15 protein-coding genes are annotated in these 17,897 nt (G+C 42.8%); 6 read left to right on the top strand and 9 right to left on the bottom strand.

What is annotated here, in order from left to right; translation table 11 throughout:
- Positions 1-222: 222 nt before the first annotated feature.
- The 4 genes from QL982_RS10225 to QL982_RS10240 form a co-directional block, all read right to left on the bottom strand.
- The gene (locus tag QL982_RS10225; RefSeq protein WP_290190299.1) at positions 223-825 is read right to left on the bottom strand and encodes an IS4 family transposase; all 603 of its coding nucleotides are present in this window, start codon (positions 823-825) and stop codon (positions 223-225) included.
- 6 nt (positions 826-831) lie between these two features.
- Positions 832-1,491, bottom strand: coding sequence for a transposase DNA-binding-containing protein (locus QL982_RS10230; RefSeq protein ID WP_290166200.1), 660 nt, complete (start codon positions 1,489-1,491; stop codon positions 832-834).
- A 288-nt stretch (positions 1,492-1,779) separates the two neighbouring features.
- The gene (locus QL982_RS10235) at positions 1,780-1,914 is read right to left on the bottom strand and encodes a hypothetical protein (RefSeq protein WP_290164041.1); all 135 of its coding nucleotides are present in this window, start codon (positions 1,912-1,914) and stop codon (positions 1,780-1,782) included.
- A gap of 224 nt (positions 1,915-2,138) precedes the next feature.
- Positions 2,139-3,059: a LysR family transcriptional regulator gene (locus tag QL982_RS10240; RefSeq protein ID WP_290164042.1), complete on the bottom strand. Its 921-nt coding sequence runs from the start codon at positions 3,057-3,059 to the stop codon at positions 2,139-2,141.
- Positions 3,060-3,541: 482 nt separating this feature from the next.
- Between QL982_RS10240 and QL982_RS10245 the strand changes: the two genes are divergently transcribed.
- Both QL982_RS10245 and QL982_RS10250 read left to right on the top strand, forming a co-directional pair.
- Entirely contained in the window at positions 3,542-4,219 is a 678-nt protein-coding gene (locus tag QL982_RS10245) for a glutathione S-transferase family protein (RefSeq protein ID WP_290164043.1), read from the top strand.
- 133 nt (positions 4,220-4,352) lie between these two features.
- The gene (locus QL982_RS10250) at positions 4,353-5,480 is read left to right on the top strand and encodes a zinc-binding dehydrogenase (RefSeq protein ID WP_290164044.1); all 1,128 of its coding nucleotides are present in this window, start codon (positions 4,353-4,355) and stop codon (positions 5,478-5,480) included.
- 140 nt (positions 5,481-5,620) lie between these two features.
- Here the strand turns inward: QL982_RS10250 and QL982_RS10255 are convergent, their stop codons facing one another.
- Together QL982_RS10255 and QL982_RS10260 are read right to left on the bottom strand one after the other, a co-directional pair.
- The gene (locus QL982_RS10255) at positions 5,621-6,334 is read right to left on the bottom strand and encodes a hypothetical protein (RefSeq protein ID WP_290190300.1); all 714 of its coding nucleotides are present in this window, start codon (positions 6,332-6,334) and stop codon (positions 5,621-5,623) included.
- Between the two features lie 89 nt (positions 6,335-6,423).
- A complete protein-coding gene (locus QL982_RS10260) occupies positions 6,424-7,128 on the bottom strand; it encodes a hypothetical protein (protein WP_290166120.1) in 705 nt (234 codons plus the stop codon).
- Positions 7,129-7,488: 360 nt separating this feature from the next.
- Here QL982_RS10260 and QL982_RS10265 point away from each other — a divergent pair, with 360 nt between their 5' ends.
- The gene (locus tag QL982_RS10265; RefSeq protein ID WP_290190301.1) at positions 7,489-7,671 is read left to right on the top strand and encodes a hypothetical protein; all 183 of its coding nucleotides are present in this window, start codon (positions 7,489-7,491) and stop codon (positions 7,669-7,671) included.
- Positions 7,672-7,850: 179 nt separating this feature from the next.
- Here the strand turns inward: QL982_RS10265 and QL982_RS10270 are convergent, their stop codons facing one another.
- Complete coding sequence (locus tag QL982_RS10270) at positions 7,851-8,498, bottom strand: glutathione S-transferase (RefSeq protein WP_290164045.1); 648 nt, start codon at positions 8,496-8,498, stop codon at positions 7,851-7,853.
- Between the two features lie 113 nt (positions 8,499-8,611).
- Entirely contained in the window at positions 8,612-10,222 is a 1,611-nt protein-coding gene (locus QL982_RS10275; RefSeq protein ID WP_290164046.1) for a phosphatase PAP2 family protein, read from the bottom strand.
- Between the two features lie 517 nt (positions 10,223-10,739).
- On the opposite strand from QL982_RS10275, the gene QL982_RS10280 reads away from it, so the two are divergent.
- Positions 10,740-12,449: a multidrug ABC transporter permease/ATP-binding protein gene (locus tag QL982_RS10280; RefSeq protein ID WP_290164047.1), complete on the top strand. Its 1,710-nt coding sequence runs from the start codon at positions 10,740-10,742 to the stop codon at positions 12,447-12,449.
- A 433-nt stretch (positions 12,450-12,882) separates the two neighbouring features.
- Here QL982_RS10280 and QL982_RS10285 read toward each other — a convergent pair whose 3' ends face one another.
- Entirely contained in the window at positions 12,883-14,391 is a 1,509-nt protein-coding gene (locus QL982_RS10285; RefSeq protein ID WP_290164048.1) for a PepSY domain-containing protein, read from the bottom strand.
- A gap of 431 nt (positions 14,392-14,822) precedes the next feature.
- Between QL982_RS10285 and QL982_RS10290 the strand changes: the two genes are divergently transcribed.
- Together QL982_RS10290 and QL982_RS10295 are read left to right on the top strand one after the other, a co-directional pair.
- Positions 14,823-17,024, top strand: coding sequence for a TonB-dependent siderophore receptor (locus QL982_RS10290; RefSeq protein ID WP_290164049.1), 2,202 nt, complete (start codon positions 14,823-14,825; stop codon positions 17,022-17,024).
- Positions 17,025-17,091: 67 nt separating this feature from the next.
- Positions 17,092-17,838 (top strand): siderophore-interacting protein, encoded by a 747-nt coding sequence (locus QL982_RS10295; RefSeq protein WP_290164050.1) that lies wholly within the window; start codon positions 17,092-17,094, stop codon positions 17,836-17,838.
- The last annotated feature ends 59 nt before the right edge of the window (positions 17,839-17,897 follow it).

Here is a 17,897-nt window from a genome sequence, read left to right on the forward strand (position 1 = left end):
AAATAATAGGGGGAACAAATATTGACTAGAAACGATTCTTCTTTTTAGTATATCAATCATGGACGACACTCCGCTGGACATAAATCTTTAACAAAATCTGAGAATCTATTGAATCTTATGGCTCCAAACTCCCCAAGCTTTAAACCTCTAGAATTAGCTGATATATTATTGATATGAAACTAAGTAAAGTTTCTATCCTTGATGGCATATATAGTCATACCCTTACCCACAACTAGCGCCCACCACATAATCTGCTAGCGAGCGTAGGCCTAGCCACACAGTTTTCACCCCCAGACTCTTATCTGACTTACGGTTTAAAAACCCACCAAAGCCTGCCACAACACGAACCATTTCATCCAAGCTCATTGGTGTTTTAGGTGGTTTCTTACGATACCTGACGCGGTAAGCGGTTTGCCATTCTTGCCTTGTAAACACAAGCTCACAGCTTGTTTTGGGTGCTATTTTTGCGAGCATGGTCATCAGCAAGATGCGATAGGACACCAGTAGATACAATAGCAGCGCTCTTTCATGAGTCTCAATACAGCCAAACTGTCGCTCTTCTATCTTACAGCCCGTTTTAAGCACATGAAACAGTACCTCTATTTGCCAGCGCTTACGGTAGCAATCAATCATCGTTGCCGCCTTATCAAAGCTATTGATATTGCGGTTAGTGATAAGCTTCCACTCAATGGCCTTTTTGCCTGTAGGCGGATTGGTCTCTTTGGCGACAATGAGGGTTAAAGGGATACCATTCTTTAAGGTCACTCGTCTCACATAAATGGCTTGAATGACTGACCGGCCAGGCTTGCTTTGCCGAGTTGGCATTTGAAATTAAATCTCCCCAAGACAATCCTCATCCGTTAGGTCAAACAGTTTGCTTGCGTCATTTAGCACTCGGTTGTGTCTGGCTCTTAGTAGATAGTCTGCTGGGTCGTTGTACTGATGACCCTGTTCTATGATGTCCATCATGTCGCTTTCACGATCTGCCACATAGATATGATTGGTGTTAGGATGCTTCTGGGCCAGTTCACAGATACGAGCGTAACCTTCACTCCAACGTTTGGATTCTTTGATGTCCATCCGTGCTTTGGGCTTTCTTGCCCACAGCCAGTTATCATAGATACCTAGTGGTATCTCTTGAGGGTCAGTGGTGTGGGTGTAGTAGCCTTTTCGGGTATCGTAGTTAAGACGTCCCATACCAGTCGCGCTAGGTCTGCCAGATTCAATTTCAGTGGTGTCTTGAATACACAGAACCATGTCTTGCTTGTTGATGCGCTGGTGGATTTGGTCTTCGTGAGCATAGAGGATGGCGTCACTGGTGACATTAGAGTTGGATAGTAGCCGGTAGTAGGATTTGCTTTGGTGGTAGTCTTTGCCGAGCTTTGCAATACTGGCTCCGCTATCGCTTATAGCATTGTCTAAGAGCGCTTTGTAACGCTTATCTCTGCGTTTGTCGCCTAGGTTTAACGTTTTAATTCTTGAGTCGCCCATGTCATGGTTATACTCCTAAATTACTAGGGCGTGTCCTCAATTCAAACGAGTGTCCTCTAAATGGGCTAAAAACAGCTAAATTTTGCCAAACATCGTCAAATAGTTGGTCAATATCTCGATATTATCTGCACTATTTTCCTCGTTTGACGGCAATTTATCTCATTTTTACCACCATTTTTAAAATGAGGACATGCCCTAGATTATAGCTTCTTTTTGTGTTGTGGGTATGGGTTTAGGTTCATGTGAGATAGGTTGTAACCAGTAAATTCTGGCATATCATACATTTATTTATTTATATGTATGAACGTCTGATTCAAAATCTACGTCAGAAAGATCAGGGCTTAAATGAGGGTTTTCATCTCTCCAAGCATTCCATACTTGAGAGCCTTTTTTGAAGATTTTCACATGTTCGGCTATTGCCAAAAAACTCTCCTAAAACCTTGTTGAACAAAATTTCGGTGGTTTATGATACATCAAAACGGCAAATATTTCGTATTCTGATAATTCCACCAATAATTATCTTTGTAAACAAGTAATTAAAGGCGCCGACATCATATTCTTTAGGCACTCAATTATCTTAACGCTCGTCTACCCAAATCAGATTAGCAGGATATTCAGTTAGTACAAGTTGATTACAATATTCTCACCTAGGCTATTTTTTTTATACCTCCTACTTTTATCCTCTCAACCAAGAAATCGACGGCGGCTTTCACTTTTGGTACTAGATAACGCTGCTTTTGATACAGCAGATATACGGCCATATCAGCATGTTGCGTAATCGCTAATGGATGCTCAAATTTAATCTCTTGTAATGCGCTCGACTCAAGATATGATGACAACGCCCAGTGGGTTGACATTAAAATACCTTCACCATTACAAGCCTTTTTGGCAAGCCATGGTCCATTGTTTGAGATCGCAACTGCTGGCCCCGAGACATCATGCCACTGATCATCTACATGGCATAACCAAGGCGTTGGCCCATTTGGCGCTTTGAAATACAGGCCTTTATGTTCTTTTAACGCCATTACATGGTTAGGTGTACCATATTTTTCTAAATAACTGGGAGAGGCAACCGGAATAAACCCATTGTCCATTAGCCTAATAGCAATCACGCGCTCATTGGGTGCATAACCACCGCGAATCGCAATGTCTACATCGTCACGTCCTAGTGCTGATAGCTCATCGCTGAGACTGACATCCAATACAATCTCTGGGTATAACTTACCAAGGTCATCTAACAACGGCAGTAGTATCCTTTCACCAAAACCCACCATCGAACTGATTCGTAGGCGCCCCATTGGCGTGGTTTGATAACTGCGCACCGTTTCTTTACTTTGTTCTAGTTGGTTCAATATGTGCTGCATATCATTGTAATAAACCTGCCCTACTTCGGTCAGTTTAACAATTCGGGTCGAGCGCTTTAATAATGTCGCGCCTAGACTTTTCTCCAAATCAGACACTCGTCTAGATAGTGAGGATGGTGGCACATTAAAGGAACTTGCCGCCTTAGTGAAACTGCCTGTTTCTACGACTTTGCTGAAATACCGTATTGCACGTAATTGATCCAACTGACCTCTCCATTTGAGTAAATAGTTTAGGGCGTGTTTGATATTCGACCATGGCACTGACAGAGCGTATTTTTTAGACGATTTGAAGATAAAAATAATAAGTTTAGTGGTTCTAAGCGTTTATTTTTATCAATAAAGCGGCAAAAAATAAGCCTGCCCCAATAATTCATCGATAGAAAATGGGCTGATACTAGAGTTGTCCCATACTGCGTTGCAAGTCTTGCTAAGGTGTTCACATTATCTTCGACTTGCGCCTTGTCTGGAACACAGCTTTTCTAAACTAGCAGTTATCAGCAGTGCCTATTTGTGAATATCAAGCACGCCCTAATATTCTCGCCTTATTATTGTCTTAATAGCAATAGTGATTCACGTTATTCCTTATATATAACCACATTAAAACCAGTAATAATGTGGTTAACTTAAATGTCGCAATGAAAACACGATTAAAAATAACTTTTACGTCAACAATGGAAGAATGACTTATGATTACTTTGCACGGCTTTGCTGCAAGCAACTATTACAACATCGTAAAACACGCTCTTTTATATAAGGGCATTCCGTTCCAAGAGGATCTTTTGTACGCTGGTAGTGATGATCTACTAACCGTCAGTCCAGTGGGCAAAGTACCTGCAATCACCATGCCTGACGGTTTTAATCTGTCGGAATCTAGCGTGATTTGTGACTTCCTTGAAGAAACCTATCCTGAAAAGCCGCTATACCCTATCAATGCAGCAGAACGCGCGGCTGTACGTCAGATTATGAAAATAGCAGAGCTTTACTTTGAGCTACCATGCCGCCGACTGATTCCTTATGTGTTTTCTGGTACTCAAGCACCTAACGCAATCAAAGATGAGGTACGTCAAGTATTGGGCCGCGGTATTATTGCCATGAATCGCTTATGTAAATTTTCTCCTTGGATTGCAGGCGAGCAATTCACCATGGCCGACATCTATGTGCATCACGTCAACACCATTGTCAGCGCTTTTGGATCTACTCAGCTTGAGTGGGATGTACTGGCAGAAGTGGAAGGCATGAAAGAATGGAACAAAGCCATGAGTAAAACCGACATTGCACAAAGCGTTCAGGCAGATAGCCAAGCGAATATGCCTGAGTTCATGCAGCATGTGGCTGCCCAAATTAAAGCCGCAAACGCTGGCTAGTTCGATGCTAAAAAGCATTCAACGATAAAACAATCGCTATTGAAATTCTTACTCACAACTAAACGACCAAAAAATAGGGCCAATGCCATCACGTGATTGGCCAAAAAAATAACTATTTGCAGGAGCAAACCTTATGACTGATAAAAATATCCAATTGACCTCAACCATCAGCGAAGACAATAAACTAACCTTGGCTTTGCAAGAAATTGATATGCCGCAGCCAGGTGCCGACGAAGTTGTCGTTCGCATGGAAGCCATGCCATTGAACCCATCTGACTTTGGAGTTATGTTCAGCGTCGCTGACATGTCAACTGCCGCGCAATCAGGCACAGACGAGAACCCAGTTATCACCGCTGACGTGCCAGCTAAGTTCATGCCATCTGTCAAAACTCGCGTTGGCAAAGACACGCCAGTCGGTAACGAAGGCGCTGGTACAGTCGTAGCGGCAGGATCATCTGATGCTGCACAAGCATTAATGGGCAAAACTGTTGCTGTGATCGGTGGTGGTACGTACCGTCAGTATCTTCGCGCCAATGTACAGAGCTGCTTAGAGCTAAAAGAAGGCACCACAGCGAAAGAAGGCGCGTCTTCTTTCGTGAATCCCCTTACTGCTCTAGCCATGGTCGAAACCATGCGCGCTGAAGGCCACAAAGCCATCGTTCATGCGGCGGCCGCTTCTAGCCTTGGTCAAATGCTAAACCGTATCTGTATGGCAGATGGTGTTGACTTAGTGAATATCGTCCGTAAAGACACGCAAGAAAAGCTATTGCGCGATATGGGTGCAAAATATGTGGTCAACTCAAGCAGCGATACGTTTATTGCGGATTTAACAGCAGCTATTATTGAAACAGGTGCCACGATTTCATTTGATCCAATCGGCGGCGGTCAATTGAGCAGCGATATTCTTAACTGTATGGAAGCGGCTATCAATGTTGATGTGGAAGAATACAGTGTTTATGGCTCTAACACATTCAAACAAGCGTACATCTATGGCGCACTAAACCGTGGCCCTATCACGCTAAACCGTAACTTTGGTTTTTCTTGGGGTGTGAATGGTTTCCTACTGTTCAATGCGCTAGGCAAACTGGGCACCAAAACCGTCGTGAAAATGCGCCAACGTGTTGCAGAAGAAATCACCACCACGTTTGCTAGCAGCTATACGCATGAAGTGTCATTGGCTGAAGTATTACATTTACAGTCAATCGCTGCTTATGGCAAACAAGCAACAGGTGAAAAGTACTTAATCACACCTCAAGCTTAGTAAAAACCTGAAAGCATTTATACAAAAAAGCAGATACTGATTATGGTATCTGCCTTTTTTGTTGACTTGGCTTTACATAGATTTAACTACACAATCAAAGCCCTAGTCCTAGCTCTAACGCTTACGTCCTGTAAAACACTTTAACCATACGATACTTTGCGAAAGTTTAAAATCTGTTCTCTGACCACTTGCTCAATTTGTTTCCAATCAGCGAGATTATGCCGTGAATATTGCACATTGACATGTAAAGCCATTTCTGGCTCTAGATCAAAGCGATGATCACAAGGTGGCCTAGGGACATCTCTATTACTACACTTTATATAAGTTATAATTTGCCCTTTTTTATCCCTTTGAATAAACACATCTTCTGCATACCTGTCTTCACGATAAGGACGGTCAGTCTTAGGATCTATACCTGGAGGCGCATAAACTTCCAACCCGTATTGATCGTTATTAAGCTGTTCATATTGATGAACAGAACCTGCTTCTTTGCTAGGATTAAGTGTTCCATCGCCCATACGATGAATAGTACCTGCTCCATAATATCTATCGCCAGAGGAGACATTGACCGATACCCAAGGGTCATTCGGTAAGTACTGTTCTTTATCATAAGCATGTTTATGACTTTTATTGCTCTTATCGAATATGGTGTTATCGGTATAACGCACATCAAAGCCAAAACTATTGATCTTTGAGTCATAGCTACGTGTGGGCTTTTTGCCCTCTCGTTTTTTGCCAAATGTAGGGTCACCGTTATACGCAACGAAAGTCACGAGATTTCTTGGCAGGTCAACGGGGAGACCACCTAAATCACCAATATAGTTTGCAGGCGCCCTACCAATACAAGATGTCATGAGAGTAACACTCACAGTTATAAGAACAATCTTACTTAATTTTTTAATAAACATTGAATACCTGAATAATTTAAGTTTTATAGCAGCACTTATGATACTTTGCGAAAGTTTAAAACCTGTCGTCTGACTGCTCGCTCAATTTGTTGCCAGTCAGCAAGATTATGACGTGAATATTGCACATTGACATATAAAGCCATTTCTGGCTCTAAATCGAAGTTGTGAATACAAGGTGGCCTAGGCACATCTCTATTACTGCACCTTATATAGGTTGTAATTTGGCTATTTTTATCTCTTTGGATAAACACATCTTCTGCATATCTGTCTTCACGATAAGGACGGTCAGTCTTAGGATCTATACCCGGCGGCGCATAGACTTCTAGTCCGTATTGATCGTTATTAAGCTGTTCATATTGATAAACAGGGTCTAGGCCACTTGCACTAATTGTTCCATCGCCGATACGGTGAATAGCGCCTACTCCATGATATTTATCGCCAGAGGAGACTCTGACTGATACCCAAGGGTCATTAGGCAAGTGCTGCTCTTTATCATAAGCATGTTTATGACTTTTATTGCTCTTATCGAATATGGTGTTATCGGTATAACGTAGATCAAAGCCAAAACTATTGATCTTTGAGTCATAGCTACGTGTGGGCTTTTTACCCTCTCGTTTTTTGCCAAATGTAGGGTCACCGTTATACGCAACGAAAGTCACGAGATTTCTTGGCAGGTCAACAGGGAGACCACCTAAATCACCAATATAGTTTGCAGGAGCCCTACCAATACAAGATGTCATGAGAGTAACACTCACAGTTATAAGAACAATCTTGCTTAATTTTTTAATAAACATTGAATACCTTGAGAAATGGACATTGCTAAAAAGCATAATATTACAATTCAAGAGATTAGCTAGAAGCATATACTATATGAGCAAAGATACAGGGGTAAATTTATTAATGTTTATTATTAAAAGGAAACCACACTACATCCGTTTTAAACAACGTGTGGCTCTAACACGTTCAAACAAGCGTACATCTATGGCGCACTAAACCGTGGCCCTATCACGCTAAACCGTAACTTTGGTTTTTCTTGGGGTGTAAATGGTTTCCTACTATTCAATGCGCTAGGCAAACTGGGTACTAAAACAGTCGTAAAAATGCGCCAACGTGTTGCAGAAGAAAGCACCACCACTTTTGCAAGCAGCTACACGCATGAAGTGTCATTGGCAGAAGTGTCATTGGCAGAAGTGTCATTGGCAGAAGTGTTGCACTTACAGTCAATCGCTGCTTATGGCAAACAAGCAACAGGTGAGAAATACTTAATCACACCTCAAGCTTAATAATGTCTAAAAAGCTGTTATAACTTAAGATATAGCAACTTCTTCATAGGCTGATTTTGAATATATATAAAGGCAGATACTGATAATGGTATCTGCCTTTTTTTGTACGATTGTCATTAAAAACGGAAAGCCATTTTTCTGACGACTAAGTTGATTGACAGAAGCTTAAGTTGTTAATATTAATCAGGAAAAACCACCACATCATCGCCTTCTTGCCATGGCTGAAACTTCGTCATGGCTTGTACAAACAATGGATGTGCCAGCCAATTTTTTAGCCATCGTTGCAATTTCGGATAAGGCAAACTATAAAAGATATCACGATCTACATGGGCAAATTGGCGAACGAACGGCATGATACCGATATCTGCAACAGTCACGCTATTGCCTAGTAGATAGCTATTCTTAGTCAATAATGCTTCTAATTCCTGCAAAAAAACTTCACCCTGTTGCCGATACTCTGTCTGAGTCATCTCAGGGTGACGATCGGCATACTTGTAACGATCTAGCCACTGTTTAAACTCATTGTCATTTTGTGCTATCAGGTCATTGGCCTGAGCCAAAACCCCTTCATCAAGCAGTCCCTGCGGATCTTTTTGCTCAAGCGCCCACATCATTATCTCTGCACTCTCTTCAATCACCGACCCATCTAAAAGCTGTAACACGGGCACCGTACCTTTTGGACTAATCGCTAGCATTTGCGTGGGCTTATTTTTTAGCGTAATTTCTCGCAGCTCTACTGGCAACTCAGCGAATAACAGACCGAGGCGAGCACGCATGGCATAAGGACAGCGGCGAAAGGAATACAAGAGAGGTAATGAAGTGTTCATAGATATTTCCATAATAAATAAGCATTAAACAGTAGGTAAATAACAGGTAAATAACAGGTAAATAGTAAGTAAAGAAAAGCCAGCAGGCACAGACCCACTGACATCGATATTTATTAAGGTGCTGTTGAATATGTGACAGATTTATAATTGGCCATCGCTTCTACCAAAGACTGTGGCAGATAAGCGTCGGTAAGGTGCGCATGTGGATAATGCTGTTCAATCCACGATTGATAATTATGGACGGTTAGCGTACCACCATATAATAAATACAAAACTTGCACGCCGATGCTACGCGACAACCCCATCACGCAATGGAAATTGATAAGCGTGATGAGAGCATTCGCGATCTGACTCTCATTATTAGTGGTTATCGCTCGCGTTTCTGCTGATTGTGTCAAAGCTTCAAGTCGCTTAAATAGATCAATATAATCTTTGAGCAATACGTCATTTAATGGCTGCAAGTCCAGTAAAGGCAGATATAAATAATGAACAGGTGTATTCATGATGTTTTTAGCAGCGACTTCAAGCTCATGAACATGGCTAGATATCTCAGCAGCTACATCCACGACGATAATCTGATAGTGAATTGATGGCGGTGATGGTGCTAGCGAGCGCGACCTTTCTAATGAGTCACAGCCAAACAGCCAATACGTTAAATGACTATTTATATCCGTATGCGTCAATCGAGGGGAAGCCACAACGTTGACCCTATCATTAATAGCATATGGTGTGAGTGGATATTTTTGACTTTTCGAGGCAACTTTAAAATACCATTGTCCCAAAAATGACATACCGTTATAAATGATAATGATGGGCGCAAACTTCATCCAAGTATATGCGGTGAGTCGACCGCGACTGGTCTTTTGAAACCAGCGTGTGGCACGATTTGGTTTGGCCTGTTGGTAGGCACAAGCCAACATCGTAAAACTGATTAACCAATATAGAGCAATAATAATGGCTAAGTTTTCTACAACTTCAGACACTATCATACTCATACTGGCAAGATAAAACCCTGCTATCGCTATCAATAAAAACCCAATGCTACCCAGTGCTAAATGCTTGATTACCAGTGCATTACGGATTCGATTCGAAAGCATGAGCACCGCAACGGCCAACACTGCCCCGCCGAACATGTCTAGCAAATTATGCTGATACGTCAACACCGTTGAGAGAGCAATCAATGTACATATGCCAGTAAGCGATAATCGATAAGCCACTGAAACCCATCCATTTTTAGACTTTGCAACATCCCATAACGACACGCCAAGCAAGATGGCATAACTGACATGCAAAGATGGCAATTGATTAAATGGCTTGTCCACCAATTGTAAAAACTGATAGCCGAACTGCGTCCAATCATCAGGTATCACTCGATTGAATGAAAAACGAGCAGGATAAAAATAGAAGATCAAACAGGCAAAGATGGTCGCTAAGATTAGGCGATAGCTCAATAAGGATAATTGCGTAGACGTTCGTACTAAGAAAAAACCAGCAACAAATAAAATCAACGACCAGCTATAAGGAACAATCATAGCGGGAATGAAAGGAATAACGCTGTCAAATGATGTGGCGAGATGATGCATTTTCGATGGGTAGAGTTTATATAATGAGACACTATACAAAGTCGTCACATTATAAAGCAGATAAAATACGGATAGTGCAAGACCCAGATGTCTAAAACGTGTGGATGTTGAGGGGGCATGCGTCGTAGACAAATGGTTCAATTAAATAGCCTCAAAATAAATATGCCGAACTGTTTATATTGTCTGGACGTGATGTTTAAATCCACACTACTCTATAGTCAAAGAAGTCTAAAACAGATACAAGGCAGCCGACTGCAAATTGTACATTTAAGGAGGGTAACGCAGTGCCGTTTAGTCGTTCTCGAACTATACATGCTCTCCTATTCTTGCTTAAAGAACGACCTGATGCCTATCAGCAATGCTACCACAGCACCCATATCCAATACAATTTCTGAGAATCTGCGGTCGATACCTATGCGTTTTTCGTATGAGGGCGTGTCCAGAATTAATCCAGCAATATATTGTAATAGAAATGATTATCATTATAATAACCATTTAATTTACATATTAAAATAGTCATGCAACTGTCTCGCCTTGATTCCTTGAGCATAGTCGATCCGTTTTAAAAAAGTACGGCGCTACTGGTTTCAATAACCATAATTGGGCTCAGCCTATTCCCTTTTACGCTATCAAAAATTTATTTTATTACTGAGTTACTATGTCTTCACGCACTACCGCTTCTTTGTATCATATGATTTGGGCGAATTATCGTCTCCCTTTTCTCAAAGTCATTCTGCTAAATCTGATCAATGCCGCTGTCAGTGTGGGTATTATTGCCTATATCAATCATACCTTTATTAGTCAGCCAGTATTTGACACTTTATCTTGGCTCAGCTTAGGCTATTTTTCCGCCTTGATTGCACTATTGTTAGTCACTACTTTTTTATCACAGTATGCATTGACGTGTCTGGGGCATCAGTTTGTGTACGAGCTCAGAACAAAACTGGTCAAACAAATCATAGATACCAAAGTTCCGCAGATAGATCACTTGGGTAGTGCGCGCTTAATTGCCAGCTTATCTTCAGACATCCAGTCTATTACGACTGCCTTTGTACGCATGCCAGAGTTGGTACAAGGCGTCATTTTATCTGCGGGGGTTGCCCTCTATTTAGGATGGCTGTCACTACCGCTATTGTTTATCATCATGTTTTGGATTGTCATGACAATCTGGATAAGCACCATTTTAGTGAAGCACGTCTATACTCATTTGATAAAACTCAGAGCGATTAATGATTTTTTATACCAAGATTATCAATCTATTATAGAAGGTCGTAAGGGGCTTGCGCTCAATCAGTACCGCGCTGAAAAGTTATATTCAGACGATTTTTTGTCTCATGCCAAGTCATACCAACAGACCGTTATTAAATCTGATACCTTTCATCTATCTGCGGTGAACTGGTCCAATATCATGATGTTTGCCTCGATTGGTGTAGTATTTGCGGTATCGAATTATCTGGATATACCGATGGGTGTCGCCACCACCTTTTCCTTAACGATTCTATTTATGCAGTCACCCATTCTGCATGCGGTTGGTGCGTATCCAACCCTACAGACTGCCCAAGTGGCACTAGACAAAATACAGTCGCTAGAGCTGGCTGACTACCAAGCAGAATTTATGACTGACCACGTGGCAAAAGACTGGCACTCCATCTCCCTGACTGACGTTGGCTATCGCTATGGCGGTATCAATACACAGACACAAGAGCTAGCTGGTGACGTAAATAACCCTGATGATATCTTGAAATCTGTCAACCTTACCGTGAGACGTGGCGATGTGGTGTTCTTAATCGGTGCCAATGGTAGCGGTAAGTCTACCCTCGCCAAAATCATTACGGGAATTTTCACCCCTACCACAGGTTCTATACACGTAGACCAAGGCATCGTTGATTCAGAGAATAATGCCGATTATAGACAGCTGTTTTCTGCTATCTTTAGTGATCAGCATTTATTTAAGCAGCTCATTGGAGATCGGGGCAATCAGCCTGATGAGGCACTGATATCTGACTGGCTACAGAAGCTCAATCTACAAGACAAAGTAAGCGTGGCTGATCATCAACTATCTACAGATAAGCTGTCGCAAGGTCAACGTAAACGATTGGCCATGCTACTTTCCGTCGCCGAACAGAAAGACATTTTATTGCTTGATGAATGGGCAGCTGACCAAGACCCTGCTTTTCGCCGTGTGTTCTATCAAACGCTAATACCTGAACTAAAAGCCATGGGTAAGACGCTGTTTATTATCAGTCATGACGACAGCTACTTTGAACACGCTGACCGCTTATTATTGATGAAAGAAGGCCGATTGATTGAATTGAATGCCGAAGAACGACAGCACGCCAGTACAGATGCAATCGCCATGTTGCAATAAACATGACTTGTTATAAATGAAAACTGTCATGCAAAAAAAAATGGGGCGACTTATGACAAGTCGCCCCATTACGGTAGAAAGAACCACGCGATAGCTATAGTCGGTGAAATACTAAACCGCTACGGCGTTACCCTCCTTACCCTCCTTAGATGTACTACTTGTACAATTTGCAGTCGGCTGCCTTGTATCCATTTTAGAGTTCTTTGACTATATATAAATCAAAAGTATCTAGGGCGTGTCCTCATTTCACAATGGGTGATAAAAATGAGATAAATCGCAGTCAAACAAGGAAAATAGCGCAGATAATATCGAGATATTGACCAGCTATTTGACGATGTTTGGCAAGATTTAGCCATTTTTAACCCATTTAGATAACTATCGATTGAATTGAGGACATGCCCTAGACACTCGAAAACTCGTCTAAGCCGTTTGCTTATTTTAACCATTTCTGTAAAAACCCAACTCGAGAAATCACCAAGAAGTCTAATAGCGCGATAGCTATAATCGCGATAATAGCAGTCGGAAATACGATAGCCACCACTAATAATGGAATAGCAAGCGGCCACCAGACGGAAACATTTAAGCCGCGAGCTGGTGGGTTTAATCTCGCGCTATTGCTTTCCTGACGAGGGCGACGCTGCCACCACATGACGTAGCCACTGACACAAATAGCGATTACCGCTAGGCAAAATAGCACATTAGCCAGTACGCTCCACCATCCGAGTGTGCCCATATGCAGCGCGATACCAGCCGCCATAAACTTACCAAATGCATTATAGTCGTCAAAATGAATATCAGCCAAGACATTGCCCGAATAGCGATCGATATGTACCGTACGATCTGCTGTCGGACTTTTCATATCATAGCTCATTGAATCTTGACTAATGGTCCAGACGCCTGTACTACCTTGGGGCAGGTTCAATTGATAGCGGCCTACAAACCCAATTTCTCGAGCGTATCGGTCTACCGTATCAATCATGATAGGTATATTGGGTGCGATACCATCCTTACCCATGGTCGTGCCTGATACTGGCATCGGCGTCAGCTCAAGCACCCAAGGCACCTCTTTGGTGTCGCCCGAGTTTAAGACACTGCCGTGCGTGGGTGCTTCAGTATGTGTTTCAGATGCTGCCGCACCATGGACGTGAGGTGCAGCCATTGACTCATGCATCGCAGTGCTGTGTTGGCTATGATCAATCGACATTGGCATAGGAGCAACGCCCCACTTACCCGCAGGAAACTGACTCCATGCTTGCACCACTCTCTCACCCCATACACCTGCCCATGCCATACCTGATATACAGAAAAACAGTAGCAGCACAGATATCCAACTACCCAATGTCGCATGAATTGTACGGATAAAAGGTCGTTTTTTCTTATTGGTTACCCTCTCGTTAGGTATCAGCATGGCTTTCACTGATTTGCGTTTTTGCCACCAGAGATACCAACCCGTCAAAATCATCAAGATGGTCAACGATGCAGCCGTTTCTAGCAGATAATCCCCTGCTTTACCGATGAGCAAATCACTATGAATATTATTAAACGTATCATAAAGACCGCTGCTAGCAGGTGCGCTATTGACGACATCAGCCGTATAAGGGTTCACTGCCACCATATTGGTCTGGCCTTCTGACTGCACCTGAAACAAAGCGACGGTATCTGCGTCACGGGGCGCAATATATTTAATCAGTGCGCTATCGGGTAAAGTACCGAGCGCGTTTTTGGCTTGTATAGACACTGGTGCTTGGACAGTCGACTCTGGAATGGTGATGGTCAAGCGGTCATTGTCCCGACCTGCGGTGTTCGACATGAACAGCATGCCGAGTGCTGTGACCGCCAAAACAATCAAAAAAGGCGCGACAAACATGCCAGCATAAAAATGCCAACGCCATACAGTGAAGTAGCGTTGGTTATTGGTGGATTGATGAGTGGGTGTGTCCATAAATGTGACCTTAAGCCATCTTTGGTTGCTCAATGAACAACGTAAACTTATCGATAATCGTAATATATCTGCTGGTGAGACCACTCTCAGATAATCTTGAGACCAGTCACAATGACGCCATACAGGGGCGTCAATACAGCGACATAAAAATGCTAATGTAAATAATGGTGTTCATGTAACGGCTGCATCATACGAGAAAAATCTGATAAAAACCATCGTTTAAAATACATCGCTCAACACAGTAAGTCTGCGTGACTCTATTCGCAACACTGCGTCTCTATCCTGTTTTGAATTCTGCAAATACTTCTAAAAACTGTCTCGTTGTAATTTATTAATGATAATAATTATCATTAATGTTATCATTAGCAATGTCACAGACACACTGTAAACACACATAGCTATTTAATCATTTCAGTCCAAGAGGAAATCTGATGCGGTCTCATCTCACCACTCACGCTATTCGCAAAAAACATCTCTTCACAGCAGTACAAATTGGCTTAGCCATGAGCATCAGTCATATCGCTTATGCTGATTCAGCTGATACTGAGGGCACGCTAAGCAATACCCAGACAGAAAATTCTGAGACAGCGACACCATCAACGACCTTGGACGCTATTACTGTCTATGCTGATAGTTATCGTAGTACCGGCACCAAGACCGCATTGGACCCAAATGATGCGCCGATGAGCTATACCAGAATTGATCAAGACCTTTTGCAAAAGCGTCAAGCAGACAGCGTCAATGCCGCACTGCGTTATGAGCCAGGCGTGAGCACTGAAAGTCGTGGCACGGTATCTATCTTTGATGAATACAATATTCGTGGATTTAAGACCTACTCAAACTTTTATGACGGCCTCAGATTGCCCTACGATGGGGCATGGAATTTGATGCCACAAGTTGATATTTATGCGACTGAAGCGGTAGAAGTTGTCAAAGGGCCTGCCTCTTCGCTTTATGGCTATGCTGCACCCGGTGGTATGGTCAATCAAATAGCCAAAACCCCCAAAAGCACTCAAGAAACTGAAGTACAGCTAAGACTAGGCAATCAAAACCTAAAAGAAGTGGCCATCGATACAACAGGCGCGCTCACAGATAGCTTGAATTATCGCTTTGTGGCATTAAAACGCAAAAAAGACGGACAGATGCAAACCACAGAAGAAGAGCGACTACTAATCAATCCATCGCTTGAATGGCAAGCGACTGACGATGTCTCGGTCAGTGCCAATCTGTTTTATCAAGACGATCCAGAAATGGTACCCTCTACCCCACTCCCTGCGGTTGGCACGGTCTACAATGCCAGCTACGGCAAACTAGACAGCGATGCCTATGCGGGTGACGAGTGGAATAAATTCAGCAAAGAAGTATTTATGCCAAGTGTCACCATAAACTGGGACATCAATGATCAGTTAACCTTTAAACATATCATGCGCTATACCGATGCCGAAGCAGAGCAGCGTAATATGTATAACAGTGAAGGGTTTGTCAGTGGTAGTGATAAGATCCTGAATCGCGTGGCCTACACCACTGATGAAACCATGGATAACTGGACCACAGACAACCAGCTCGCCTATACATTCGATACGGCCAATACTTCACATAACCTACTGTTTGGCGTTGAATATCAAGAGACAGATAGCAGCGCGACTTACTATAATGCTGGTGCAAATGGCACGCCAAATCTTGACTTATCCAATCCAGATTACTCACAAATAAATGCTGGTACTTTGCCATTGGATACTTATCGTCAAAAAGAAGATATCGAACAAAGCCAGCTTGGTTTTTATGTGCAAGATGAGATGAAGTGGCAAGACTTGACAGTAGTGGCAGGCTTACGTCACGACAATTTTGACAGTAGCACTGAGCAAACCAAAGCCACTAAAGGCGTCATCTATAGCGATAAAACGATTGATAATGATGCGTCAGAAACCAGTGGTCGTTTCGCTGCTATTTATGACTTTGGTAATGGTTTCTCCCCTTATGCCAGCTACTCGCAGTCGTTCCAGCCTGTGGTCGGTAGTAACTTTATTACCAATGAGCCATTTAAGCCAACCACTGCCGATCAATTAGAAGCTGGGGTGAAGTACTTGTCTTCAGATCGTGCCACTCAAGGAACACTTGCAGTATTTGATATCACGCAGAAAAACGTCATAGTAACGAATCCCTCTAATTATCAACAAAAAGTTCAAACTGGTGAAATTGAGTCAAAAGGCTTTGAGATGTCAGGCAGTCATATGCTCAACGACTGGGTAGATGTCGCGGCAAGCTACAGCTATACCTATGCTAAGATTACAGAAGATGAATACAACCCTGATGTGGTCGGCAATACCCCTGCTCAAACCGCCAAACACAAAGCCACGCTATGGACAGACTACTATGCCACAGACAAGCTGACGCTCAATGCAGGTATTCGCTATGAGGGCGGTATGCAAATTGATAAGCAAAACTCAGATGCCCTGCCAAGCGTGACGCTGGTAGATATCGGTGGCAATTATGAAATTAATCCTATGCTCACTGTCGGTGCCAGTATCAACAACCTGTTCGATAAGACCTATGTTGGTGCCTGTTACGACATCAATAACTGCTGGATGGGACCAGAGCGTCAAATGACTGTCAGTCTAAAGGCCAATTTTTAATAAACATTTACCAGCAGCGGGTTGGTTCTATTAGCAAGCCAACCCGCTGTTAGAAGGAAAACACAATATGGCAAAACCTACTCCAAGAGTACTAGAAGTTATTGGCACTAGATACATTACGCCAAATATGTGCCGTGTCACGCTTGGCGGTGCTGGCATGGTTGATTTTCCGATCGATCAAGAAAGTGCTTATATTAAACTGATATTCCCTCAGAATGCAGAGAGCCGACCACTGATGCGTACTTATACGGTAAGCGTGCAACGTGATGACGAAATAGAGGTTGATTTTGCTTTACATGAGACGGAAGGACCTGCATCGGCATGGGCACGCAATGCGCAAGTCGGTGATCAAATTTTGGTAGGTGGGCCAGGGCCAAAGAAACTCATCAACAATGACGCAGATTGGTTCTTATTGGTGGGTGATATGACCGCACTTCCAGCGATTACAGTCAACTTAGCCCAGTTGCCCACGGATGCTCATGGTTACGCAGTGCTTGAGGTGGCAACTGAGGCAGATCGTCAGACGCTCAAAAAACCAGAAAACGTCGAGATACATTGGGTGATCAATGACCGGCCGAATGCAAACAATAGCCCTTTACTCAACTGTGTTAAATCACTGAGTTGGCTAGAGGGACAGCCTGCCGTTTGGGCGGCTTGTGAGTTTCATAGCATGCGAGCACTGCGCCAATACTTCAAAGTCGAGCGCGCGATACCAAAGACGCATTTGTATGTGTCTAGCTACTGGAAAGTCGATAGCACAGAGGATCAGCATAAAATCGTCAAAGGTCAGGATGCTCAAACGGAAGAGCAATAAATACGTACTTTCGATACAAAAAAGGCGTGGTCAATATGAGCCACGCCTTTTTTTATCAC

The sequence above is a fragment of the Psychrobacter sp. 5A.1 genome (assembly GCF_030407455.1).
In the GTDB taxonomy this organism is placed as follows: domain Bacteria; phylum Pseudomonadota; class Gammaproteobacteria; order Pseudomonadales; family Moraxellaceae; genus Psychrobacter.